Source organism: Candidatus Nomurabacteria bacterium, assembly GCA_023898605.1.
Taxonomy (GTDB): domain Bacteria; phylum Patescibacteriota; class Minisyncoccia; order Phycocordibacterales; family UBA9973; genus HK-STAS-PATE-34.
Genome location: CP060230.1, coordinates 89,456 through 112,666, shown reverse-complemented (window position 1 = coordinate 112,666; position 23,211 = coordinate 89,456). Strand labels below are relative to the sequence as shown.

Sequence of the window (23,211 nt, the reverse complement as noted above, 5' to 3'; positions counted from 1 at the left end):
TATCAAGGTTTTATTTCTCTAGTATTTTTACGAGACCGTCTTTTAGATTTTTGATAGATTCTTCGTCAAACAAAGATACTGCAAAAACTGGTTTTCCGAGCTTCTTGAAATCAGCCACTTTCTTTTCTATTTCTTTGTTATCAGTAAAGGCATCTGTTTTAGAAAGTATGATTATCTCGTCCTTTTCTGAAAGACCTCTACCGTATGATTCTAGTTCTTTTCTTATTTCTTTGTAGGCCTTCATCATATTCATACCGGCCTCACAAGATACGAGGTGAGCTATAAGTCTTGTATGAGAAATGTGTTTTAGAAACTTACTCCCAAGTCCCCTACCCTCGCTTGCACCCTCTATAAGACCCGGAATATCTGCAATAACAAATCCGTGCATGTCTCCAAGGTTTGGTTCTAGTGTTGTGAACTCGTACTCTCCAACTTTTGCATTTGCGTTTGTTATAGAGTTTAGAAGAGAGCTTTTTCCTGCATTTGGAAAACCGACAAGTCCTATATCAGCAAGAAGAGATAGCTCTATCAAAAACTCTGATTCTTCACCAATCTTTCCCGGCGTTGCTATATATGGAGTTGTTTCTCTAGAAGACTTGAATCTATCATTTCCGAGTCCACCTTCTCCTCCAGAAAGCATTTTTACTTTTTGTCCTTCTTCTAGAAGTTCTGCTTCTTCGTCTGTCGAAAGGTTTATTATTTTTGATCCAACTGGAACCTTGATAACAAGATCTTCACCGTCTTTACCTTTCTTCTTGCCGTCACTTCCTGGCATACCATTTTCTGCCTTGTAGACCTTTTTGTCAGTATAACTAGCAAGTAAAAACGGATCTCTGACCGCCTCAAAATAAACGCTTCCTCCGCGTCCACCATCTCCACCAGCAGGACCCCCTTTGGGTTCGAATTTCTCATGACGCCAACGTATGACGCCGTCACCCCCCTTTCCGGCTACTGCTTTTATTTTTACTTCATCTACTAAATGCATATTAGTTTTGTAGTGCTATTTCTACCATTTTTTTTACACTTTCGAAAGTCTCAGCCATAACTAGAAATCCAGCCCTGTGACAGAAGATAGCGTCATCTATTCCAGTAACTTCTCGAAGTTTTTCTTCTCCTAACCCTCTCCAGTTTTGAGGGAAATATCTTCTAGAGTTCATTGTCCCAAAATCAGCTCTTATAGATTCTGCTTTCCAACTCTTTTTGTCACTAGATGGATATATAAGAAAGCAAACTTCGCTTTTTACCGGAAGATATCCCTGATAAAGAGGTCTCGGCATATTTACATCTACAATCAAAAATCTTTTGTCCTCTGCATCCTGATATGCTTTTTCTAGAAGTCTCTCTCCGTCTATGTCATCTTTGGCTACTTTTATTTCTCGTAAAAGCAGTGTCTTTACTTTCTCAACTTGTTCAAGAAATATTTTATCTATATTTGATTTATCTTCTTTCCACGAAGGAGAAAACGCCAAAAAAGTTTCGGGCGCAAAATATGGCGAAACATTACCTATGAGGTTTATCGTACTTACTCCGTTGTCTGTCGCATCTATAGGCAGAACAATATTTTTTTCTATTTTTCTCCATACATCTTTGTCGCCACCACAAATCTCTAATCCAAAATTTTTCCATATCAACCCAAAAGACGCATATGGAATAGAAGTATCTATATCGTGAAAACCTGCACCCTCTTTTTGGTGGTGATCAAACCTTTTTTTATCTTCGTCATATATTTCACCAACATCTAGAACAATATCTCCCTTTTGGATTATCTTCTCGTCTCTAGTTCTTATTATTTTTGCATTTGGATACAAGATTTTTAGCGTTGCACAAGCAAAAAGATCGTCCGCGTGAAAAGACGAGTCATGAGTAACTATAGTTTTTCTTTTTTGGAAAAATTTTATCACCTTAATCTCTTACGACTTTACCAGAAAACCAGTTTATTATTGAAACAACCAGAGATCCCCAAAGTGCCGGCATGAACCCATCTACACTAAAACCTTCGACGACTGTCGAAACTAGGTAGAAAAGCCCCGCATTTATAACTAAAGAGAAAAGTCCTAGAGTAATTATGTTTATGGGTAGAGTTAGGATAGATATAACAGGTTTTACAACCATATTTATAAACGCAAGACACGCACCGACAATAATCGCCACAACTACACTATCTACTGATATACCTCCAACAAAATATGGTACAGCAAATACCGCTAGAGTTAGGATAAGCCAATGAACTATAATTTTCATCCCGTTAGAGATAGGAAGCGCTTAAGTCTATTTTTTAGATAACGCTTTCCCATACCTGATTTTAAATATGTCTCACGCGACCGAGCATCTTGCTCATTGAGACATGCTTCATAATAAACCATTATAAATGGACCTCTTCCTTTTGTCCAAGTTGATAATCCTTTTTCGTGTTGCAAAAAGCGCTTCCGAAGATCTTTGGTACTTCCTGTATACATTTTCCCGTCTTTTTTACTCTGTAATACGTAAACATAAAACATGATTAATCTCTAACGGGATTCATAATTAAAAAATTTAAAACAAACTATCTACTACACTTTTTACAATGCCTCCATCGGCTCGACCTTTTAATTCTTTCATAACTTCTGACATAAGCTTTCCTTTGTCTTTTGGATCATCTACTCCGAGCTCTGTTTTCTTTGTAGAAACAAAACTTCTAACTTCATCTTCTCCCATCATTTCTGGTAAAAATTCTTCTAGAATAGTTAGCTGACCCTTCTCTTCTTCTACAAGATCCATTCTTCCACCGGCTTCGAACTGACTTATTGAGTCTTTTCTCTGTTTTGCAAGCCTTGCAATCACGGCCAATGCCTCGTCGTCAGAAAGTTCTTCTGTCGGCTTTTTACCCTTGGCTACAAGCTCATTTGTAAACGCACTAGTTAGCATCCTCATAACACCAAGCCTTACTTGGTCCTTTGCCAACATTGCTTCTTTTATTTTTTCTTTTATGTCTGTTTGCAAACTCATATAGAAAGATTATATCAAAAGTTGTATAGTATGGCTATGAAGAATTTTATATTTTTTGATACAGAAACTACTGGAAACACAGAAGAAGATGTACTATGCCAAATAGCTTATGCCAAGAAAGAGCGTGGTGACACAAGCTTTGAAGATGGTGAGATTTTTGTAGAGTTGTACAATCCTGGAAAACCCATACCACCAGAAGCAAGTGCAGTTCATCATATCTCAAACAAAATGGTAGAAGGAAAAGAAGCTTTCAAAAAAAGTTCTGATTATGAAAAAATCAAAAAACTTTTTGAAGATAGAGATAATATACCAGTAGCACACAACGCACCTTTCGATATAAATATGTTTTCAAAAGAAGACATAAACATCGGTGACTTTATCTGCACACTGAGACTCGTACGCCATATGGACAAAGACTCCAAAATACCGAGATACAACTTGCAGTACCTAAGATACTTTCTAGATATGGATGTAGATGCTCAAGCTCATGATGCCAAGGGTGATGTTTTGGTTCTGGGAAAACTATTTGAAAGACTCTACAAAAAGTTTCTAGACAAAAACAATGGCGACGAAGAAGAAGCAATAAAAGAAATGATAGAAATCTCTAGCAAGCCTTCTATAATGAGAGTTTTTGGTTTTGGAAAATATAACGGACAAAAAGTAGAAGACGTTGCCAAAATGGATAGAGGTTATCTAGAGTGGATGTACAACGAAAAACTAAAAAACCCTGATGGAGAAGAAGACTGGCTATATACTCTCAAATATTTCCTCGAACAATAAAAAAGGCCGCAAACGCGGCCTTGGGTCATTTCCGAACTAAATAGTCCGGTGTTTCGTAGTTGTGGCTAGGCAACTGGTCCATAGTTTTTACAGATACATGATGCCCTGGTGCCCAGACAATGGGCACTTTTTGTATATTTTTTTCTTTCATCTATATGTGCTTTATTCAAAACCGATATTAAACATTATCAGTCAAAAGTCAAATTTTTTAATACTCAAAATCTGATATAATTAACCGATATGGAAAACATCTTTTTTGGAATTATAGTCATCATGCTTTTGGGGATTATTTTTTATCTTTCCAAAAACAAGAACTCTTCTCCAAAAGATGGCGACTCTTCCCTACTACTACAGCAACTAAACAACCTCTCCAATACTCTCGATCAGAAACTCCGCGAAACAGAAAGACAAGTCAACGAATCTATACGATACCAAGCGGGAGAATCACAAAAAATAATACGAGAAATAACTCGCGAACTTACTGAAGTCAAAGAAACCGGAAAACAAGTTGTAGGTTTCGCCGAACAGCTAGAAAGTCTCCAGGACATACTCAAGAATCCAAAACAAAGAGGTATCTTGGGCGAATATTATCTAGAAACAGTTTTGAAAAATGTTCTTCCTCCAAGCTCATACCAAGTACAGTATGGTTTCAAAGACGGTACTATTGTCGATGCAGTTGTTTTCGTCAAAGACAAGATTATACCGATAGACTCCAAGTTTTCTCTAGAAAACTACAACCGTCTTGTCGAAGAAAAAGATAAGTCTCGAAGAGAAGAGTTGGAGAAGCAGTTCAAGAACGATCTCAAGCTTCGTATCGACGAAACAAGTAAATACGTAAAACCAAGCGAAGGAACTATGGACTTTGCGTTTATGTTCATACCTCACGAAGCTATATATTATGATCTTCTTGTTGCTCAAGTCGGCGGTATCAAGGTCAACACTCGTGACCTCATAGACTATGCGTTCAAAGAAAAAAAAGTTATCATAGTCTCTCCTACTTCATTCCTAGCATTCCTCCAAACTGTTCTCCAAGGGCTCAAAGCTCTAGAGATAGAAGAACGCGCACAAGAAATAATCAAAAGAGTTGAAGATCTAGGTAAACACTTGAAAGCTTATGAGGATTATCATAACAAACTCGGCAACACCTTATCGACTGCAGTAAATCACTATAACTCTTCTGGAAAAGAACTCAAGAAAGTCGACAAAGACGTCTTGCGTATCGCTGGAGCATCTAGCGACATAGAGCCAGTACTTCTCGATGAGAGAGTAGATAGAGAATAAAAAAAGCCTTCAATTAAGAAGGCTTCTATGTTTTTCAAAAAACAGACTCACAAGCTTCTCCCTTTTTCTTAGCTCAGAGATGCTCTTATGAATCCTTTGCCTTACCCTTTCCTTGCTAATCCCCAAGACGAGTCCCAGGGTTTCCAAGTCAACTTCATATCCTGATGGATATTCTTCCATCAATTCTTGGACGAGATTGTCCTTCGAATCTTTTATAAGCTCTTGCGAACCTATATTGAAGATAAGAAAGGACAAGTCCGTCCTTAGACGGATATTTAAGATTTTGAAAAACTCTTTTAAGTCCATCCTGAAGGACTCCTTCTCCATCTCAGGATCGATCGCGAAGGTTTCATCAATCAACACATCGATTGGTGAAACACTTGAGGTATAGGATTCTCCATCCCTTCTTTCCTTGTAAGTAGCTTCCAAGGAAAGAACCTCTATTTTGTAAAAAATTTTTTTAAGATTCCCACTACTAATTCCAAGGTATTCCATCACCTCCTCGTCAAAGGCAATATCTTGAATTAGAGGGTATATCCCAAACTTTTGTTCAAAAATTGAAGAAATTTTTTTTACCTTAATGTGTTTTAGCATCTCACTTAGGCTAAAATTAATCTCCTCTGAACAAAATTTCAAAATATACGCTTTCATGTAATGAGTAGCGTAGCTGATAAATTTAAAACCACGAGTATGGTCAAATTTATCGGCAGCGACATAAGTCGCTACCAATCCTTCTTGTAGAAGGTCAGCTATTTCAACACCTTCGTAAAGGTGTTCTTTCACTACATGCACAATATAACGAGCATTGTGCGAAATCAATAATTTTTTAATTTGGTCTTTTGAAAGACTCTTTTCAAAGAGTCTTTTTTCTTCTTCTAAGGTAAGTGGCTTTTTAGCACCTACCATCTGTAGAAATTTTTGTACTTCTTTTTGTTGGCTTTTGTTAAGGTGCATTTTGTTGTTATTTTTTTATATTATACTATATAAATATATATAAGTCAAATATAAATATAAAAAGTTTTGGCGACATAGAGCCAGTACTTCTCGATGAGAGAGTAGATAGAGAATAAAAAAACTCCGCTTTGTGCGGAGATTTTTATTTATATTCTACAAACACTGGAGACGGTCCGACTGTTGGGTTTGCAAAACCATTTTCTATAAGATAACCCCTGACTAATGGCTGGTCTTCTCCGTCTACCATAAACTTTTCTGTTCTGACCATAAGCACGCTCGGATCTTCTACTGGGAAGTTTATTGTTATATCTGGATTACCTACTAGTCCAGCTCTTCTTTCTTCAGAAAGCCACAGGACCCAGAAATATCCACCGTATCCGTCACCTCCTTGCATAGAGTATAAATTCACACCTTCGACAGTTGGTATCCTGAGTGAAACCCCTGCCCCATCTAGTCTTCGTCTTGCTTGATCAAGTAGATTCTTTTCTGCAACACTCATATCAGAAGAAGAATGTGTTGAGTAGTATTCTTCAAACAAAGACCCCACCGGCTCGTTTACTTCCGAAGATAGAGCAATAACAGACAGTATTTCGTTTACAGTTTTTTCATAATCAGAAACACCGACCTCACCTTTGTTTGTAGAAGAATTTTTGATTTTTTCCAGTGGTGCAACTCCGATAGCAACAATTACAAGAACCGCACCTAGTATCCCCAAAAAAGCTTCTTTGTAGTCAACTTTTATCATAATGTAAATTATATTCCTATCCCCCACTTTATGCAAAAAGAAAAAGCGTTTGACTGAAAATTCAAATCAAACGCTTATAGTTTCAACCTTAGTTGTACCAGATAGTCCTTTTTCTTCTCTTGCCTTACTTCGAGTTTTCCGTGTGTATAATAAGAAGCCGATGGTATATCATACCTACAACTATCTTTGATCGGACACCTGAAGCAGGTATTCTCGAACCTTTTAGTGGCCATCTTGAAAGAAAGATTTTTTGGATTCACCTTAGTACTCCTTGCTTTGTACTCTCCAATGATTGATCCGTTTGTTGGGGATCTTTCACAGTTGTCCCGAGACATAAGCCACAGAACGTTGGAAAGTATCATCGGATCTTTAGAATGTTTCTCCAACCACCAATTTGTCACCTCTCTTGCCATATCGGTGGTCTTACCATAATAGAAACTCATTCCGGGATAGAAGTTACTGATCTTCAAAACTTCGTTTGAAACCAGAACTCTCAAGATATGAAAATCTATTGGTGGCGGGAATCTCAGGGGTGAAATAATTCCTGCATCAACATAAAAATATGCGAGCATGGAAACCATTTTCTCTTGGAAACCATAGAAACCGTTTGGCTTCTCGGCTTTCCATTTACCCTTGTTTGCTACGACCTTTAGAGCGTCTTCATATCCGGAAACATTTTCAAACAGTTTACGTGGATCACTTGACCAATGATTGGCTATTTTGACTTTGTTGAGACACCATTGGGGTGCAATGGACTTTGATCCGAATCCGAGGCCGTTAAAAAACAACTTGTCTTCGATAATCTTGGAAACTGTTTCGTGGTCCGCAAATTTCAAGTAATCTGGGTCGAACAAATCTTTGTTGTCTTCCCATATTTTCTTGAGATTTTTTACAGCAGTTTCACTCTTTATCTGACCTCTCATGTAGTAGCATAGAGTAAACAGAAAAAGTGCGTGATCGCGACCACCCCACTCTATCGAGTCAGGCATGTTATCCCTCCTTTGAGGTAAAACGACTTGGTCAAAAGGAAAAGTTTTGTTTTCGAAAGCATCATACAATGTTCCGAAAACCTCTTCTGCCTTAGAATAGTCTATGGTCATTTCTGGTTTTTTATTGGACATATGAATGTGCTTTTTTTCGATACTACATAAAATCGACACTTATGTCAAAGTGCCGATTTTTATATTTTTTTATTTTTTAGTTAAATGATTAACCAGAATATTTTATCACAAAAAAACTGCGCAGCACGGGGCACGCAGTTGTTGTTTTCAACGTTCTGATCTCTCTGGGGCAAAAACCTCTTCCAAAGATTTTCTTTGTTTAAATATTTTTGCCCCTACGGTGTTTTTGGAGATATTCATGACTTCTGCAATTTGGTTGTATTTCAAACCAATCGCATACAAAAACAAACAATCATAATCTCTACCGCTTTTTAGTAGAAATTCGAAAGCCCTTTCGGAGAACATTCTGTTCTCTATATCTGGCAAAAACACCATTTTAGAATACCAATCATTGAGTTCCGACACTGGCTTCCTTTTGTTTTTTTGGAAAATTGTCAGAAAAAGATTCTTTGCGACAGTAAAGATCCATGCCTTCATTCTCCCTTCATTCTTGTACAGGCCTCTTTTCAAGGCACTATGTACATTCAGGAAGGTTTCTTGAACGATATCATCTTCGTCCTGACAGTTTGGCATTTTACTGCCGTAAAACAATTTTTTAATAAAATCTCTCACGGGATTTTCGTACCGAAGATAGATTTCACCAAAAGCTTGTTCATTTCCATCACTCATGAACATTTGGACCAATTGATGGTCGGAGAGGGTTTGCATATTTTTCATAGGTGCAGGGGTTTTTTTTGATTATACATAGAAATTTATCTATTACAAATATAAAACCCCCGTGCAAGCACGGGGGTCGGAATTCAAAAAAATCAAACACACTTAACGAGAAAATCGTATAATGGAGGCGTACCAGACGGTCGCTGGGTTTTCCATTGTAAAGAACTTGGAAAAAATCGGGGGTGGCAGAAAACAACCACGGAATCAGACGTACTATAATGACGACGCCAAAAACCCACCATTATTCCCCCGATTTTTCAGAAAAAACGCTTAAACAAATCTTACCACAAAACATATATCTGACAAGGAAATACCGTTTGCTTTATCATTTTCTTGTGTTATAATCTTTCCACCAAATGGCCCTATCGTCTAACGGTTAGGACATCGGCTTTTCAAGCCGGTAATCGGGGTTCGATTCCCCGTAGGGTCACAGAGTCGAGTGCTAGTTCGAGCACTCGACAAGGGTCACTAAATACCCTTGCTATAAAGAATAACAAAAATACCTAACGATGATCTCGTTAGGTATTTTTGTTTAAAAAGTTAGTTTTACTCTTTAACTATTATGATCTTATTTTTCAAAACTAGATCGTTTTTTATACAATCAAGAACCGATCGTTTTTCTAAAATTGTTCCGTCTTTCAAAACGAATTTCATGTAATTTCTGAGATCAACTTTCTGTATATCTGCTGGGTTGTCCTTTCCTAAAAACATCGCTTGAAGTTTTTTGAATTTCTTAATTTCAAGATTTAATTTCTCATTAAGTTGTACTTCATTAAGTTCCAAAGTTCCTGCCATTTTCTGAAATTCTTTTAATAGATCGTCTTCGTTTATTGCAGGATTCGTACATTTTCTATCTTTCGACTTCGTACACCTATAATAGACATGTCTATTTACTCCTCCGTTTAGCAACTTCTTGAACTTCTCATCAGCAGTAATCCCCGATCCGCACGATCCACATTTCACCATTCGAGTAAACGCAAACTCTTTTCCATGGGTTTTTATGACCTGTGTTTTAATTGCAGATCGACAATCATCAAAAAGTTCTTTACTGATTATTGGTGTGTGTTTTCCGTCATACCAGTTTCCACTTCCTTGTGGAAATTCAAATCGTCCGTAATAAAAGGTGTTGTTGATTATCTTAAATACATTTCCGACACTTAAATAGAATCCTTTGTGTGTTTTAAAATTTAATTCATATCGCAACCACGAATATACTCTCATTCCGCTCCATCGTTCGTATGCAATCTTTTCAAAAATTTGTTTGATAACCGGTGCTCTTTCTGGATCAATCTCTACTTCACATTTAGACAATCTCTCATTTGGCTTTCTATATCCAGTTGGTGGCTGTACTGGCCATAATCCCATTTCACACCGTGCTCTCATACCTCGCTTCACATTAATACTCTTGTTGTCATTCTCAAGTTTTGCTTGAGAACACAAAATCATAAGAAGAAATTTGTCACTTGGTGAGTTTGTAAATGTCTGACCAAAAGTTTTGATTTGAGTTAGTTTCTTTTGATCTATACGATCAACCAGTTTTCCTAGGTCTCCTGCATTACGACTTAATCTATCTGGTGCCCAAGTGATAATGGCGTTAAATATGCCGTCGTCTATATCCTTTAGTATTTCTTCAAATACTGGTCGTTGACCTGATTCTTTTGCACTATGAGATTCACGACGAATCTCAACAATATTTAACCCTTCACGATCAGCTATTTGCTTCATTTCTTTGATTTGGGAATCAATAGAAAGAGCTTGTTTTTCTTCTGCTTCGGTTGATTTGCGGGCGTACAAACAATACTTTAAATTGTCTTTTATTATTTCTGTCATGTATATATTGATGACAGAGTTCACTATGTTTGCTAAGACTATGCAGGACTAGAAATACATAGCATACTTGCGAAAAGCTTTTCGCTACCGCTTTACTTAAGTATGTGTTTGTGATATAGTAGCGTTACTGCATATCGAAGCCTTTGAACCACTGACAACGGGGAGGCAACGATACGGAGCCAGAGAAAAAAGTAGGGTGGCACCGCGATATACTATCGCCCCTGCGAGCTTATCAACATAAGTTCGAAGGGGCATTTTTGTTCCTTCATCTCTAATAAATATGATTATAAGAACCTATATTAAAGACATTCCTGAGTATTCAGGGAAAGAGACTACTGTCGTAGGCTTTGCTCATACTATACGTGCGCAAAGTAAAATCGCATTCCTTATTGTTCGGGATGTAACTGGTATCTTGCAAACAGTCGTTACCATTGAACAGGCCGAGGCTTTTCAAATTGCCAAGGAACTTACTACAGAATCAGTGGTTAAAGTTGTAGGCCTTGTGAAAGAGGCAGCTCAGGCACCTTGTGGTTATGAAATAGAAGCTACTTCAATCGAAGTACTTTCAGCTGCCGATGCACAGCTACCGATACCAATTATTGAAAAGAAGGGTGGAGAAGAAACTGAAGCACCTATACGTTTCGACTATCGCTGGATTGATCTTCGTAAACCAGATCATCTAAAGATTTTCAAGGTATGGACGGAACTTGAAAAAGGCTTCCGTGACTACTGGGATAAAAATAATTTTATTCAAATCTATACACCCTCATTCATGTCAACGCCAAGCGAAACTGGTGCTGAAGTCTTTGAAGTTAACTACTTTGACCGCAAGGCATATCTTGCACAGTCACCACAGTTCTATAAACAAATGGCTATTGCAAGTGGTTTTGAAAGAGTGTTTATGACAGGTCCTGTATTTCGAGCAGAGCTTTCATTTACAACCCGACACCTTACAGAATTTACTGGTTGGGATTTTGAAATGGCCTACATTGAATCTCATCAGGACATCATTGTTGCCGAGGAAAATATGATAGTTTCTGGATTTACCCGATTAAAAGAAAAGTTTCCAGAGCTCCAACTAGAAATCCCTAGTATGCCTTTTCCGCAGATTACGATGGTTGAAGCAAAAAAGATACTTGCAGAGCGTGGTGTGGCAAGCGGAGAAGAACACGATCTCTCTCCAGAAGAAGAGCGCGCTATCAGTGAATACGTACGAGAAAAGCACAATCACGACTTCGTCTTCATTACTGAATACCATGTATCAAAAAGTGCCTTTTATCATATGCGCAACGAAGAAGGTCGGGGCAAGCGCGCAGACCTTTTGTTTAAAGGTATTGAAGTAACGACTCTTGCACAACGTGAGCACCGCATTGAGATACTTGAGAAACAAGCAAAAGAGAAAGGTATGTCTCTTGAAGAATTAAAAGATTATCTCAACTTTTTCCGATGGGGATGCTCTCCACATGGAGGTGCAGGTATTGGTCCTGGACGATTCATTATGAAAATCCTCGACCTGCCAAATGTTCGCGAGGCGACTTATCTCCCAAGAGATGTTAAGCGATTAAATCCATAAAGTAGCAAAAAGGTTACAGATTGCTGTAACCTTTTTATTTAAACCTGTGTCACTTTTGTCACTTTTTGTCGCTCGACAAGGGTCGACTTGATATAATAGAAAAAGCCAAAAAAGCATTGTGGGAGCAACGAATCGTATGGTCGCACCACGACTAGGGTCACAAAGACCAAAAATCCCACCTGCGTGGGATTTTTGTGTACTTTGTGATGAAATTATAACCAATGCGCGAACTTTTTTCGAAAACTACTAATCATGCCGACTAGCACCTTGTACCTCGGCGCTCCGCCCTCGCCCCGTTCCGCATCTCCATTCTTTTTCTTTTTCGCGAAGGGATTCTTTTTGAAAAGGTATGGCGATGGGGCTTCGGGCGGGTCTATATAAATTATATGGCAATTTGGAATAATACACAATGGAATACTATTATATAGATATATGCCAAGAGCGATTTATCAAGACGACCATAAGAAAATAGTAGAACGCTTGAAAAAAGCGCGTCTTGAAGCTGGTTTAAGTCAGATTGGAGTCTCTGAAAAACTTGGCAGAACTCAATCTTATGTCTCAAAGATAGAATCTGGACAAAGACGCTTTGATGTTTTGCAACTCAAAGAGTTTGCAAAACTTTATAAAAAATCGCTAGATTTTTTCGTTAAATAAATTTATGTCAAATATACAGAGATTATTAGAAAATAGACACAATGATAAAATTGATTATAAAGATTTAATCAAAAAATATCCTTGGATCGTTGAGAGAAATCATAAAGCAATTCTTAGTCCGGATAGTGACGGTTTGCTATGTGGGCTGTTCATGTCTCATTATTTTGATTGGACTATAGAAGGTTTTTATGATGGGAAGGTTATGGTTTTAAAGGATGGAATTAAACCAAAAGATTGTATCTTTTTAGACATGGAAATCTCCAGAGGCGATATTCGTAGTTTGGGTCACCATATGTTGCTTTTAAATAAAAATAATAAACCTGCAAATTGGGATGAAAAATTTAAAAACTGTATCCAGCCAAATAATTTAAGAGAGTATGACGGAAAACATGACTTTCGTCTTAAATATCCACTGGCAACAATTCATATTCTTATGGGAATAGTAAACGAACACACTCGTGTCGCTTTGGATGAGGATTCTATACCGCCACTATATTTCACAGATGGTGTTTTCAATGTTTTATTTAGTTATCCGGAGAATGTTTTAAATTGGTTAAATTATCTTGATGCTGATAAAAAAAATAGCCCTTTAAATGTAATTTTTGAAAATGAAAAATATACAACAATTATAAACTTGATGAGAGAGATGGATAATTTCTTTAGAGAAAGGGATAAAATAAGTATTCCTCACGAAAGGGGTGATAGATTAAAAATATCAACTAAAGATGGCGAACATTACAATACTGAGGAAGATGGAACTAGCTATAAAATTAATCAAGGTGCAGTGGAGAGAATTGAAAAATTCTTAACATTGCTTGGCTCTTTAACTAAGTGGGAATACAAGAAAAATTCGTGGAGATGGAATGGATTTAAATTGTATAAATTTACAAAAAGCAGTTTCGAAAAAGACGGAAAAACATTAACAAATGTTAATTTCAAGGCGTTTTTTGATAAAAACCCATTATCTTGGGCAATGACAAGTGGAATAAATATAGAATACACCTTAGAAACTCCTGATAAGATGGAATAAAATCTATTTAAATAAGGTGTTTGGTATATCCTTTTTTAATCTTTCCTCTGTTAGATCACAATACTCTTGTGAGATATCAATCCCAATATAATTTCTCCCGAGCTTTTTAGCGGCAACTAGTGTTGATCCTGAACCTACAAACGGATCAAGGACTATGCCTTTAGGCGGACAAAAACAATCTATAAAATCCACAGGAATTTGATCTGGGAATACAGCTGGATGTTTTCTTTTTAATGGATTCTTATCACCTGCATTCAAATAATCCCAAATAGTTCCACGGCATTTATTTAAATTTATAGGTCTTGTAACTGTTTTTGTTGTTGTTCCATCAGTCTTTCTATTTCCACTACCAGTCATTACTTTTCCACCATGCTTTGAGGGTATCTTAAGATTTTCTTTATTAAAATAGCTGGGTCTTTCTCCTTTAATAAAAATTGGCATATATTCATGATCTACCCTAAAACGATATTTCCACCATGCCCCCTCGGTACCATGTTTTCTATAAATTACTGTTTCAAATAATTTAAAACCTATATTATCCACCCAATCAACGATAGTTCTAAAAGATGTTAAACTTTTACCAAAATTTTTTGTTTGATCTTGGATAACCATAGCTACAACACCACCGTCTTTTAAAATTCTAAAGATTTCTTTACCTGTGTCGTGTAGGTTAAAACTAAAACCATTATAGTTTCTTACATCATCATAAGGTGGAGAAGTAACGACCATGTCAACGGAGTTGTCTGGTATATTTTTCATCACATCAACACAATCTCCACACACTACTTTATTTAGAGGAATAGTCGTTTTTCGTTTCTGCGCCTTTTCTGGAAATATAATATCTACAGGATTGTTAAATGATTGTTTTACAATATCAATCATCACTCCTTGAATTTCAAATTCTCTATTTTTATCTATGACAATCGAGTCATATTTTTTATTTGCTGGTTTAAGTAAAATTTGTTTTTTTTCCTTATAAAAAGTTTTTAAAGTAACATTCTCTCGATCTATTAATGCGACAACCTTATCACCGTTTGTGGGGTTTTTAGTTTCTCTTACAACAACCACATCACCGTCTTGTATATTTTCGTCGATCATACTGTCTCCTGAGACCCTCAATGCAAAAACATTATTGTTGTTGCCTATCCTACTCTTTGGAAGTGCAATCTCTTCACGGTTTTCTATGGATTGTATTGGTTCTCCAGCAGCAATTACGCCAAGTAAAGGTATTTTTACCATGCTTTCGTTTTCAAAAACCGATATTCCTCTGTGTTGTTTGTCGTCTTTTTTTAAATATCCTTTGCTTTCTAGTTTTTCAACATAATAAGAAGCTGTAGAAACGGAAGCTAAACCAAATTTTTTCTTAATTTCTTCTAATGATGGGGATATAGCATTTTTTTGCTGAAAATTTTTTATAAAATCCAGCACATTTTTTTGCTTTTTTGTAATCATGTATGATATTATAGAAAATATATAGAAAGTTTTCAATGTACAGTTTTCCACATATTTCTATATTGGTCGATATTAATAATTAATTTATATAATTTTATGGCAAAAACTAGTAAAAAAGTTGGCAAACTTGCATCAAAACTTTTGAGAAAGGACCTCCCTCGAAAAAAAGAAAAATCTGTTGCCGCAAGTGCTTTGCGCCAACGACGCGGAAAATAAAGGTCAGACTGAGCAATAGTTATCAATATCTTTAGAGCTTGATGAGCAGTTGTATAAGAACTGGTAACTTAGATAGCGACAGATGAGTATACCTTGCTCCAAAACCACTTATAATATGAGTGGTTTTGTTTTTAGGGAGCCCCGCTCGCACCTCCCCCTCTCGTCCTTACGAGCGGGGTTTTACGCACACACGAACGGGAGGGTGGCAAAACTTCACAAAAATAAAAAGCGCCAAGTGGCGCTTTTTGAGTTATCTTTTTCCTTTGTTGTTTCCCGCCCTTTTTTTTACAGCAGCCAAAACCATACGTCTTGGAAAAGATTCAAACACGTGCTGGAGATCTTCGAACCTTTTGGTGAGAACTGCTCCACCAATCTCATGAATCACATCATCCTCGAACCAGAAACCCACGATATTTTTCTGGGGACCAACGGTTATAACGACGATGCTATTCATAAACCTTTTCCATTCTTCTGCTTGCTGTGATTTATTATTCATAATTGCTTCAGAAATATCCGAAACCATGAAATCAAAAAATTCACTTGGGTAGAAAAACGGTCCCCCAGCACCTTCGGCATACACTTTTTTACCAGAAGATGGCTGGATTCTATGAAAAGCTTCGATACCGCCCAGGTCATTGGGGACCTCCAAAAAGAAATAGACCTGAGAATAAAGTAGAGAAGAAAAAAATATATTATTCTTCCCTCCAAAACAGTTTTTGTCGTATCCAAAAGCAATTGTGAATCTTAAACCCCTGAATGTCAAAACGAGTCTGTTCCTGGGAAATAAATATTTCTTAACCATAGTTTTCAATTTTTTGTTAAATTACATCAAAAATCAGATTTTGTCAAAAGAAAAGCACCCCGACGCGGGGTGCACTATTTCAGATAACCTTAAAGCGAGCGTCATTGAAGCCTGGACCAGCTATATACAAAGGTATTATGCCGTCCGGATATTTTAACATGGAATCATAATTGAAAAATACTGATCCAACCAAAGGTCTTGGTTTTTCCTCATCTGTCCACACAATGGGTGCTTCTTTGTCTCCGATATGTCCGATGCGAAGATTTTTATCGATTTCTATAGAATAAAAAAGCATGGGGCGAATATCAATACCGTAGGCAATACACCCGGGAGGAATCATTGGCATAGGAATACAAGATCTCTTGATAATTTTATCAAGATAATTTTTCTCCATAAAGAAAAAAATAATACGTGCAGACCTATGATCTTCAACGCGTTCAGAAATTAAAGATTCTAATTTTTCCATTCCAAAGTACTTATGAGGGTTTTGTTTCCAAAAGTATTCAGAAACAATATAAATTTCTTCAACCCTGGTGTTAAAATTCCTTCCGTGGAAAAGTTCATCTTCGCTTACGAAGATATAAGGTTCTCCTATACTGGTAAAGTACAGTTGTCTCAAAATGAGATATGTTTCTTTCATAACTGAGGGTTTTATTCATTTCTGAATATACACCCATATAATATTTCTTGTCAAAGAAAAGCACCCCGACGTGGGGTGCTTGTGATTTAAGATATCTGTTTTTTGTGGTTTGGAAATTCGACGCTGTCGATTCCAAAAAATGGCCTTCCGACTTCTTTTGGATCAATGTCGAACTCAAAGGTAAACGGATAGATGACATGATCTCTCCTCTTTGAGCCAACCTCGATATAAGGTATATCCGAAATCGAAGCAGGTACTCCACCTCTCATCTTTTTTAGTTCTGAAATGTTTTGAATTTCCAGAACAGTGTTTCCGAGAATCATGTCTTTGGGGTGAATGCATGGCATGGGTATTTTCTCACGCGAAATCAGTTTGTCTGCCTGCTTCATCTGAACAAGAAACAAAAAAATTTCTCGTGGATTTTCCATGAGTGACTGATTGATGCACTCTTCTAGAATCTCCATTCCACTATACTTAGTGGGATAAAATTCATTCCAGAAGAAATTGGATACAAAGTGTATATTACAACCCTGTATCTCTGTGTCGGTCAAAAATCCAATACTAGAGTCAATTCCATTTGAATTAATCAATGGAAAAATGTACCGAATAATCAAGTTTGGGTTTTGCATGGTGCGAGGGTTTGATTCATTTCTGAATATACACCCATATTGCCTTTTTTGTCAAAAATAAAAAAGTCGCCCTACATAGGGGCGACTCCTAGATAATTTGGAAATGTTGTTGGAGAGTCCTCCATTTTTCCACTCCAGCTGATCTTTCCCATCAGAAATGCTGCCGCAACTTCTGACTGGAATTGATGTTCCACCTTGTTGACCTCAGTTGCAAGCATATCAACCGTATAAAACGGATAGATAGATACCTGCTTTTTGAATACAACCGGACCTCGATCATACTCGTCGGTAACAAAGTGAATGTTGACTTCGGAAGTTGCAATCTCGAACTTCCTGTATGCCTCCATCACAGCCTCGTGAACATGGTGCCCATACATTCCCCTTCCTCCAAAACGAGGAAGTGGACCAGGGTGTATGTTCAGAGTCTTTGTCGGATCAAGACCTTTTGCAAGCTTGAGCCAACCAGACAAAAAGATGAGATCAACTTCTCCAACTTTTTCTAAAATCGAATTGTAACCTTCTTCTGTAAAAGGTCCGTCGAAAAAAATAAAAGGTACTCCCAACCTATCAGCTCTTTGTCTCACTCCACCGTTTTCATGATTTGAAACCACGGCAACAACATTGAGTCCGTAGGGACTAGTAACCATAGCCTCGAAACCACTACCGCCTCCATCCTTGGAGCCAGAAGCAAAAACAAGGACTCTGTTTCCTTCGGGTGCTTTGATATCTCTTCTTCTCATATAAAAAACTTAAATTTATTTAGGATGATACTATAACACAAACCAAGGCAAGGCAACCATTCGACTTTTGATCTCAATTGTTATATTCTATAACCCACTAGGGCGATTAGCTCAGCTTGCCCCGCCTGAAATAGGCGGGGTGAAGTAGAGCATATTTTATTTTTTATTGATACAATTTGTACTGTAGTAATTTTATTTGAGCGAGCGATTAGCTCAGCTTGCCCCGCCTGAAATAGGCGGGGTGAAGTAGAGCATATTTTATTTTTTATTGATACAATTTGTACTGTAGTAATTTTATTTGAGCGAGCGATTAGCTCAGCTTGCCCCGCCTGAAATAGGCGGGGTGAAGTAGAGCATATTTTATTTTTTATTGATACAATTTGTACTGTAGTAATTTTATTTGAGCGAGCGATTAGCTCAGCTTGCCCCGCCTGAAATAGGCGGGGTGAAGTAGAGCATATTTTATTTTTTATTGATACAATTTGTACTGTAGTAATTTTATTTGAGCGAGCGATTAGCTCAGTCGGTAGAGCGTTCCCTTGACGTGGGAAAGGTCAGAGGTTCGAATCCTCTATCGCTCACATGTCTTGCTTTGTTTATCTTATAAAAAGTAAAATAAACCAAAGTTTTTATGTGGGTATTTCTGATAATCCAACTAGGCGATTAAAAGAACACAATAGTGGTAAATTAAAAACCTCCTCTAAACTAAAACCATATGTTTTAGTTTACACCAAAGAATATAAAAATTATGAGCTAGCCAGAAAACACGAAAAGTGGCTAAAAAAGAAAAATAAAGATTACAAAGAAAAATTAGCTCAGCTTGCCCCGCCTGAAATAGGCGGGGTGAACTAGAGCGTTCATTTTATCCCGTCCTAAATAGGCGGGATGACGTTGAAAAGGCCACAGGTTCGAGTCCTGTATCGCCCACCAAAATGGAACCTGTTTTCAAAATAAATAAAGCGGACGAATTTGTTTTTTGGCGGGGCGGGCAAATAGAAAAACAAAAGAGCTTCACTAAAAAATTAGTGAAGCTCGAATTTTTTCTGGCAAAGATATTAAGATGGAATAACGCCAAGGTTTTTCAGTTTAATAACTTTTTCCTCGGTTACTTCATCTGAATCACCTTTACTTTTGAATTGCATCCGTGCATCATATTCACTACCACCTGCCATCCATTCATTAACTCCGGCATACCACATATACAAAGTTCCGATCAATCCAGCCGAAGCTGAAATTACGAAACCGAGAATGTTTTTTGCAGAAGAAGCTAAGTCAGGACCGAATTGTCTGCTTGTTACAAAAATTGAAACCAAAAGAGTTCCAACAATGATATAAAAAACAAACAAAAGGCGTGGCATTCCGAGAATTGTTTTGTGGTTGAACACTTTCCACCCTTGGGTAAACATCATGGTCATGGCAAATTTTCCAAAGACAAAAAGTCCGAGTAAAACATCCATTACCATATTTTCTGTATTAACTCTTAAAATTAAAGAGCCAACGACAGAAATAATGATTGCGAAAATTGCAGCAGTACTCATAGCACGAGAGCCTTTCTTTGATTTTTCCATTTTATTGATTTTTAATTTTTTATGAATTTTGAAAGTTATCAGACAAGCCAAGTTTCTGGCAGTTCTGATAACTTTCAAAATAAACCCTAAAAATCAATATTTTTTAAAGAATTACCAATATCATAGCATAAGCATTTGGTTTTGTCAAGCAGTTATGCTATACTGCTCCTAGGTTAATCTACTTCCTACTTGAATTAGTAGATATAACGAGAACGGAGAAACTCGCAGAATGTCAAAAGAAAACAAATCATCTCGGCATCGCACGTTGCGGTAAAATTCTTTTAAAAATGAAAAGTATTTCGCGAATCGGAAAAGCAGCGCTTGCTTGCATTTTTAAACCTGAACAAAAAGTATTCATTTCTTTCGGAAAAATGTTCGAGTGTGGTAGTATAAAGATACCAAAAAATTATCTATTTTCCATAAACTCAAATATGAGTTTCGCTAATTTTTCTGAATTAAATTTTTTGTAAGGATTTATTTGTTTGTTTACTGAAAAGAAAGATATAACATAGTGTGAATTTTTTCCTGTTACTACTCCTGCATCGTTTACCCAACGTATAAATGCCCAACCTTTTGTGACAATTGTTTTTATGAGTCTAAATACACCGATAGCTGCATAGTCTAGCGCAAAGCCTGCCTTTTTGTAATATTCACGATAAAACGGAAGATACAAATTGTTTTCCAAATATCCACCCTTTCTATAATAAGAAATATAATCAGATAATGATAAACCCTTTCTCCCCCCAGTATTCCATCGGAGCATATATTCTTTTAAATTTTTAGACACCCACGGGGACACAAGTTCTTCTTTTTCAACAAGGTAAAAAAATTCTGCAACATGTCTTGCGCATGTCATAGTAGTATCCGAATATCTATATGGTTTATCTTCTTTTGTTCTATCCAAAAACTTTCTTGTTACTTCACTTCCCTGCCAGTTATATTTGTATATTATATTTTTAGTTATACTTTCTCTTTCCACTAAATCTATAAGACAATTGGATGCTGTATTGTCGCTACGAGTAAACATAAGATCAAGCAAATAATCTATAGTTACTCTATCGCCAGATTTTAAAAGATTTCTGTTATCTCCTGGAAAAATCTTTGCATCTTTATCTACATCATTTGGATACTTTACTTCAATAACTTGCTCTAGTGAAAAATCACCGGACTCAATTCTACGCAATGCTTCCGCGCCAATAAAGACTTTGTAAACAGAGGCAGGATATATAAAGTGCTCAAAATTATACCCAAAAATCTTTGGCTCAGGTTCTTTCAAGTCAATAATGGCTATACCGATTTCCTTTTTGGTAAAACCATTTTGATCTAAAATCTTTGTTAATTTTTCACTTTTTTCTTCGTCTTCTGAAAACATAACAACAATATAACACGCATCAAACAAAAATCTTGTATAATATATAGACATGAAAATTTTGGGGATAGAAACATCTTGTGACGAAACAGCCATAGCGATACTTAGTACACAAAAAGATAGCGACGAAGAAACACACTTCGAGATACTTTCTAATTGCATAGCATCACAAGCGCAGATCCACGCCAAATACGGTGGTGTTTTCCCTGCTGTCGCAAAAAGAGAACACGCCAAAGCACTCGTTCCCATACTAGAACTCGCACTTCGTGAAGCAGGAATGATACAAGAAAAGTCTGGAGAAGTAGACAAAACAAGATTAGAAAAAGCCAAAGAAATACTAGAAAGAGAAACTGGACTATACGAAGATCTACTAGTCTTTGCAAAAAAATACGATATCAAGGGAGTAGATCAGCTAGCGGTTACAAGAGGACCAGGACTAGAGCCGACATTGTGGGTTGGTATAAACTTTGCAAAAGCACTATCAGTGTTGTGGGATATACCTCTTATACCTATAAACCACATGGAAGGTCATATATTTTCTGTATTTGCAGAAGACGGAAACAAAAACTTCACAATAAGAGAAGATATGTTTCCATTTATATCACTACTAGTTTCCGGAGGACACTCAGAACTTGTAAAAGTAGATGGCTGGGGCATGTACAAAATACTTGGCGAAACCAAAGACGACGCTGTAGGTGAAGCTTTTGACAAAGTAGCAAGAATGCTCGGACTCCCATATCCTGGCGGACCAGAAATATCTAAAATAGCCGACAAGCATAGAAAGATACACGAAAAAGAAGAAATTGGCTTTCCACGACCTATGATGCACGAAAAAAGTTATGATTTTTCTTTTTCTGGACTCAAGACAGCAGTTAGATACTATGTCGAGAAAAACCAAGATGACATGGACAAGTCTGAAGTAGCGAGAGCGTTCGAAGATGCAGCTGTAGATGTACTAGTAAAGAAAACTGTGGATGCCATGAAAGAGTTTGGATCAAACATGCTTGTTGTTGGTGGTGGAGTAGCTGCTAACTCTTACCTAAAAGAAAGACTCATAAAAGAACTATCTGATACAAAAATATTCTATCCGAGAAGTGATCTGTCTGGAGACAACGCTCTCATGGTTGCGATAGCTTCGTTTTATTTCGGTCAAAGTATACCGGTGGATGAAATCCGTGCCGAAGGAAATCTCCGAATCGAAGGATAAAAAATGCGCGGCAAGTAATTACTTGCCGCGCATGGTAAAGAACTTTAAGCTTCGTGTTCTTCAACCTGATACTTTCCTTCATACAGATTAAAGATTGTTTCAATCAGTTCCTGAGAGAAATCTTCCCACTTAGCCGCTGGACTTTTGTAGATATTGATTTCGTGACTTCCCATATGGTAAAAAAAATTACGGATGAAAAGAATCTGGTTTGTCACACAAATCTCATCTTCCTCATTTAATTCATGTGGACGATTTGTGTAAATATTCACATCGTCAATTGAATGTCCCTTACTAACCCTTATAACAAGGCCTGGATTATTTTTTGAAATCAATCGATTTTCATCTTCCAGATCAAAAGTGAAACTGGTTTCTCGCAGATAATCCCGCAAGGTTTTCCTTTTCTTAGGTTGATGCTTGTTTGTGTTTGTTGCTTTGTTTGCAATATCAGCAAAACGCTTTTGAATGCCAGTGTAAAGCTCAACATGGGCAAAACCCAACAAAACAATAAGTGTAAAAAAGACAAACGGGTAACCAGGATCTTTGGTTTCCTTGTATTTATCGAAGAACCAAATGAATGAAATTACGTAAGTAATCCAAACACATACGATCACCAAGAAAAGACCAACAATGATATTTTTCATAATAAAGAACTGCTATTTATCGTCTCCCTTCCTTGAAAGGTATCGACTAGTTTGTTGTAAACGCCACAACAAACAAAGACGGATTGGTCTCTATAACCTTGCATCAGCGCCATTAATGACATTGTCATTGCCATATAACCTCAATCTTTAGAGGTAATATTATTATATAATAATTATTGTATCTAGTCAATACTCAATCTATAGTAATGATTCCTGGAAAAAAAGGCTATAAAATGCTATATTTTTTTCATGTCAGAGAGAAATCCCGAACAGATTT

25 protein-coding genes and 2 tRNA genes are annotated in these 23,211 nt (G+C 36.9%); 9 read left to right on the top strand and 18 right to left on the bottom strand.

Annotated features, from left to right (window positions below):
- Positions 1 to 10: 10 nt before the first annotated feature.
- Genes obgE through H6791_00525 form a run of 5 tightly spaced genes read right to left on the bottom strand, consistent with a single transcriptional unit; the run spans position 11 to position 2,985 of the window.
- Entirely contained in the window at positions 11 to 985 is a 975-nt protein-coding gene (obgE, locus tag H6791_00545) for a GTPase ObgE (GenBank protein USN94903.1), read from the bottom strand.
- Between the two features lies 1 nt (position 986).
- Complete coding sequence (locus H6791_00540) at positions 987 to 1,901, bottom strand: MYG1 family protein (protein USN94902.1); 915 nt, start codon at positions 1,899 to 1,901, stop codon at positions 987 to 989.
- Position 1,902: 1 nt separating this feature from the next.
- Positions 1,903 to 2,241: a phage holin family protein gene (locus H6791_00535; GenBank protein ID USN94901.1), complete on the bottom strand. Its 339-nt coding sequence runs from the start codon at positions 2,239 to 2,241 to the stop codon at positions 1,903 to 1,905.
- The gene (locus H6791_00530) at positions 2,238 to 2,498 is read right to left on the bottom strand and encodes a GIY-YIG nuclease family protein (protein ID USN94900.1); all 261 of its coding nucleotides are present in this window, start codon (positions 2,496 to 2,498) and stop codon (positions 2,238 to 2,240) included. Before H6791_00530 ends, H6791_00535 begins: the two co-directional genes overlap by 4 nt.
- Positions 2,499 to 2,532: 34 nt before the next feature.
- On the bottom strand, positions 2,533 to 2,985 hold the full coding sequence (locus H6791_00525) for a GatB/YqeY domain-containing protein (protein USN94899.1): 453 nt from the start codon (positions 2,983 to 2,985) through the stop codon (positions 2,533 to 2,535).
- 36 nt (positions 2,986 to 3,021) lie between these two features.
- Here H6791_00525 and H6791_00520 point away from each other — a divergent pair, with 36 nt between their 5' ends.
- Both H6791_00520 and H6791_00515 read left to right on the top strand, forming a co-directional pair.
- Complete coding sequence (locus H6791_00520) at positions 3,022 to 3,765, top strand: hypothetical protein (protein ID USN94898.1); 744 nt, start codon at positions 3,022 to 3,024, stop codon at positions 3,763 to 3,765.
- A gap of 240 nt (positions 3,766 to 4,005) precedes the next feature.
- Complete coding sequence (locus H6791_00515; GenBank protein USN94897.1) at positions 4,006 to 5,046, top strand: DNA recombination protein RmuC; 1,041 nt, start codon at positions 4,006 to 4,008, stop codon at positions 5,044 to 5,046.
- 9 nt (positions 5,047 to 5,055) lie between these two features.
- Here H6791_00515 and H6791_00510 read toward each other — a convergent pair whose 3' ends face one another.
- The 4 genes from H6791_00510 to H6791_00495 form a co-directional block, all read right to left on the bottom strand.
- Complete coding sequence (locus H6791_00510) at positions 5,056 to 6,000, bottom strand: sigma-70 family RNA polymerase sigma factor (protein ID USN94896.1); 945 nt, start codon at positions 5,998 to 6,000, stop codon at positions 5,056 to 5,058.
- Positions 6,001 to 6,142: 142 nt separating this feature from the next.
- On the bottom strand, positions 6,143 to 6,745 hold the full coding sequence (locus H6791_00505) for a hypothetical protein (GenBank protein USN94895.1): 603 nt from the start codon (positions 6,743 to 6,745) through the stop codon (positions 6,143 to 6,145).
- Between the two features lie 74 nt (positions 6,746 to 6,819).
- Positions 6,820 to 7,866: a hypothetical protein gene (locus H6791_00500; GenBank protein USN94894.1), complete on the bottom strand. Its 1,047-nt coding sequence runs from the start codon at positions 7,864 to 7,866 to the stop codon at positions 6,820 to 6,822.
- A gap of 147 nt (positions 7,867 to 8,013) precedes the next feature.
- Complete coding sequence (locus H6791_00495; GenBank protein ID USN94893.1) at positions 8,014 to 8,574, bottom strand: RNA polymerase sigma factor; 561 nt, start codon at positions 8,572 to 8,574, stop codon at positions 8,014 to 8,016.
- Positions 8,575 to 8,941: 367 nt separating this feature from the next.
- On the opposite strand from H6791_00495, the gene H6791_00490 reads away from it, so the two are divergent.
- Positions 8,942 to 9,013, top strand: a tRNA-Glu gene (locus H6791_00490).
- A 116-nt stretch (positions 9,014 to 9,129) separates the two neighbouring features.
- Here the strand turns inward: H6791_00490 and H6791_00485 are convergent.
- A complete protein-coding gene (locus H6791_00485; protein USN94892.1) occupies positions 9,130 to 10,413 on the bottom strand; it encodes a recombinase family protein in 1,284 nt (427 codons plus the stop codon).
- Between the two features lie 280 nt (positions 10,414 to 10,693).
- On the opposite strand from H6791_00485, the gene aspS reads away from it, so the two are divergent.
- From aspS to H6791_00470, 3 genes are all read left to right on the top strand, one after another.
- Positions 10,694 to 11,986 (top strand): aspartate--tRNA(Asn) ligase, encoded by a 1,293-nt coding sequence (aspS, locus tag H6791_00480; GenBank protein ID USN94891.1) that lies wholly within the window; start codon positions 10,694 to 10,696, stop codon positions 11,984 to 11,986.
- Positions 11,987 to 12,418: 432 nt separating this feature from the next.
- Positions 12,419 to 12,640: a helix-turn-helix transcriptional regulator gene (locus H6791_00475; GenBank protein USN94890.1), complete on the top strand. Its 222-nt coding sequence runs from the start codon at positions 12,419 to 12,421 to the stop codon at positions 12,638 to 12,640.
- Between the two features lie 4 nt (positions 12,641 to 12,644).
- The gene (locus tag H6791_00470; GenBank protein USN94889.1) at positions 12,645 to 13,670 is read left to right on the top strand and encodes a hypothetical protein; all 1,026 of its coding nucleotides are present in this window, start codon (positions 12,645 to 12,647) and stop codon (positions 13,668 to 13,670) included.
- A gap of 3 nt (positions 13,671 to 13,673) precedes the next feature.
- Here H6791_00470 and lexA read toward each other — a convergent pair whose 3' ends face one another.
- The 5 genes from lexA to H6791_00445 all read right to left on the bottom strand — a co-directional run bounded on the left by lexA (position 13,674) and on the right by H6791_00445 (position 18,149).
- Positions 13,674 to 15,122, bottom strand: a complete 1,449-nt coding sequence (gene lexA / locus H6791_00465) for a transcriptional repressor LexA (protein ID USN94888.1) — start codon at positions 15,120 to 15,122, stop codon at positions 13,674 to 13,676.
- 466 nt (positions 15,123 to 15,588) lie between these two features.
- A complete protein-coding gene (locus tag H6791_00460; GenBank protein ID USN94887.1) occupies positions 15,589 to 16,140 on the bottom strand; it encodes a hypothetical protein in 552 nt (183 codons plus the stop codon).
- A 79-nt stretch (positions 16,141 to 16,219) separates the two neighbouring features.
- On the bottom strand, positions 16,220 to 16,780 hold the full coding sequence (locus tag H6791_00455) for a hypothetical protein (GenBank protein ID USN94886.1): 561 nt from the start codon (positions 16,778 to 16,780) through the stop codon (positions 16,220 to 16,222).
- An 86-nt stretch (positions 16,781 to 16,866) separates the two neighbouring features.
- Positions 16,867 to 17,244 carry a hypothetical protein gene (locus H6791_00450; protein USN94885.1) on the bottom strand — a complete coding sequence of 126 codons (378 nt, stop codon included), beginning with the start codon at positions 17,242 to 17,244 and terminating at the stop codon, positions 16,867 to 16,869.
- 236 nt (positions 17,245 to 17,480) lie between these two features.
- A complete protein-coding gene (locus tag H6791_00445; GenBank protein ID USN94884.1) occupies positions 17,481 to 18,149 on the bottom strand; it encodes a hypothetical protein in 669 nt (222 codons plus the stop codon).
- Positions 18,150 to 18,657: 508 nt separating this feature from the next.
- Between H6791_00445 and H6791_00440 the strand changes: the two genes are divergently transcribed.
- Positions 18,658 to 18,730: transfer RNA gene (locus H6791_00440), tRNA-Val, on the top strand.
- A 1-nt stretch (position 18,731) separates the two neighbouring features.
- Positions 18,732 to 19,001 (top strand): GIY-YIG nuclease family protein, encoded by a 270-nt coding sequence (locus H6791_00435; protein ID USN94883.1) that lies wholly within the window; start codon positions 18,732 to 18,734, stop codon positions 18,999 to 19,001.
- A 203-nt stretch (positions 19,002 to 19,204) separates the two neighbouring features.
- Here H6791_00435 and H6791_00430 read toward each other — a convergent pair whose 3' ends face one another.
- Together H6791_00430 and H6791_00425 are read right to left on the bottom strand one after the other, a co-directional pair.
- Positions 19,205 to 19,717 carry a hypothetical protein gene (locus H6791_00430; protein ID USN94882.1) on the bottom strand — a complete coding sequence of 171 codons (513 nt, stop codon included), beginning with the start codon at positions 19,715 to 19,717 and terminating at the stop codon, positions 19,205 to 19,207.
- Between the two features lie 406 nt (positions 19,718 to 20,123).
- On the bottom strand, positions 20,124 to 21,089 hold the full coding sequence (locus H6791_00425; protein USN94881.1) for a serine hydrolase: 966 nt from the start codon (positions 21,087 to 21,089) through the stop codon (positions 20,124 to 20,126).
- 49 nt (positions 21,090 to 21,138) lie between these two features.
- Between H6791_00425 and tsaD the strand changes: the two genes are divergently transcribed.
- Complete coding sequence (gene tsaD / locus H6791_00420; GenBank protein USN94880.1) at positions 21,139 to 22,293, top strand: tRNA (adenosine(37)-N6)-threonylcarbamoyltransferase complex transferase subunit TsaD; 1,155 nt, start codon at positions 21,139 to 21,141, stop codon at positions 22,291 to 22,293.
- A gap of 44 nt (positions 22,294 to 22,337) precedes the next feature.
- Here tsaD and H6791_00415 read toward each other — a convergent pair whose 3' ends face one another.
- Complete coding sequence (locus H6791_00415; GenBank protein ID USN94879.1) at positions 22,338 to 22,934, bottom strand: hypothetical protein; 597 nt, start codon at positions 22,932 to 22,934, stop codon at positions 22,338 to 22,340.
- Positions 22,935 to 23,211: the final 277 nt, after the last annotated feature.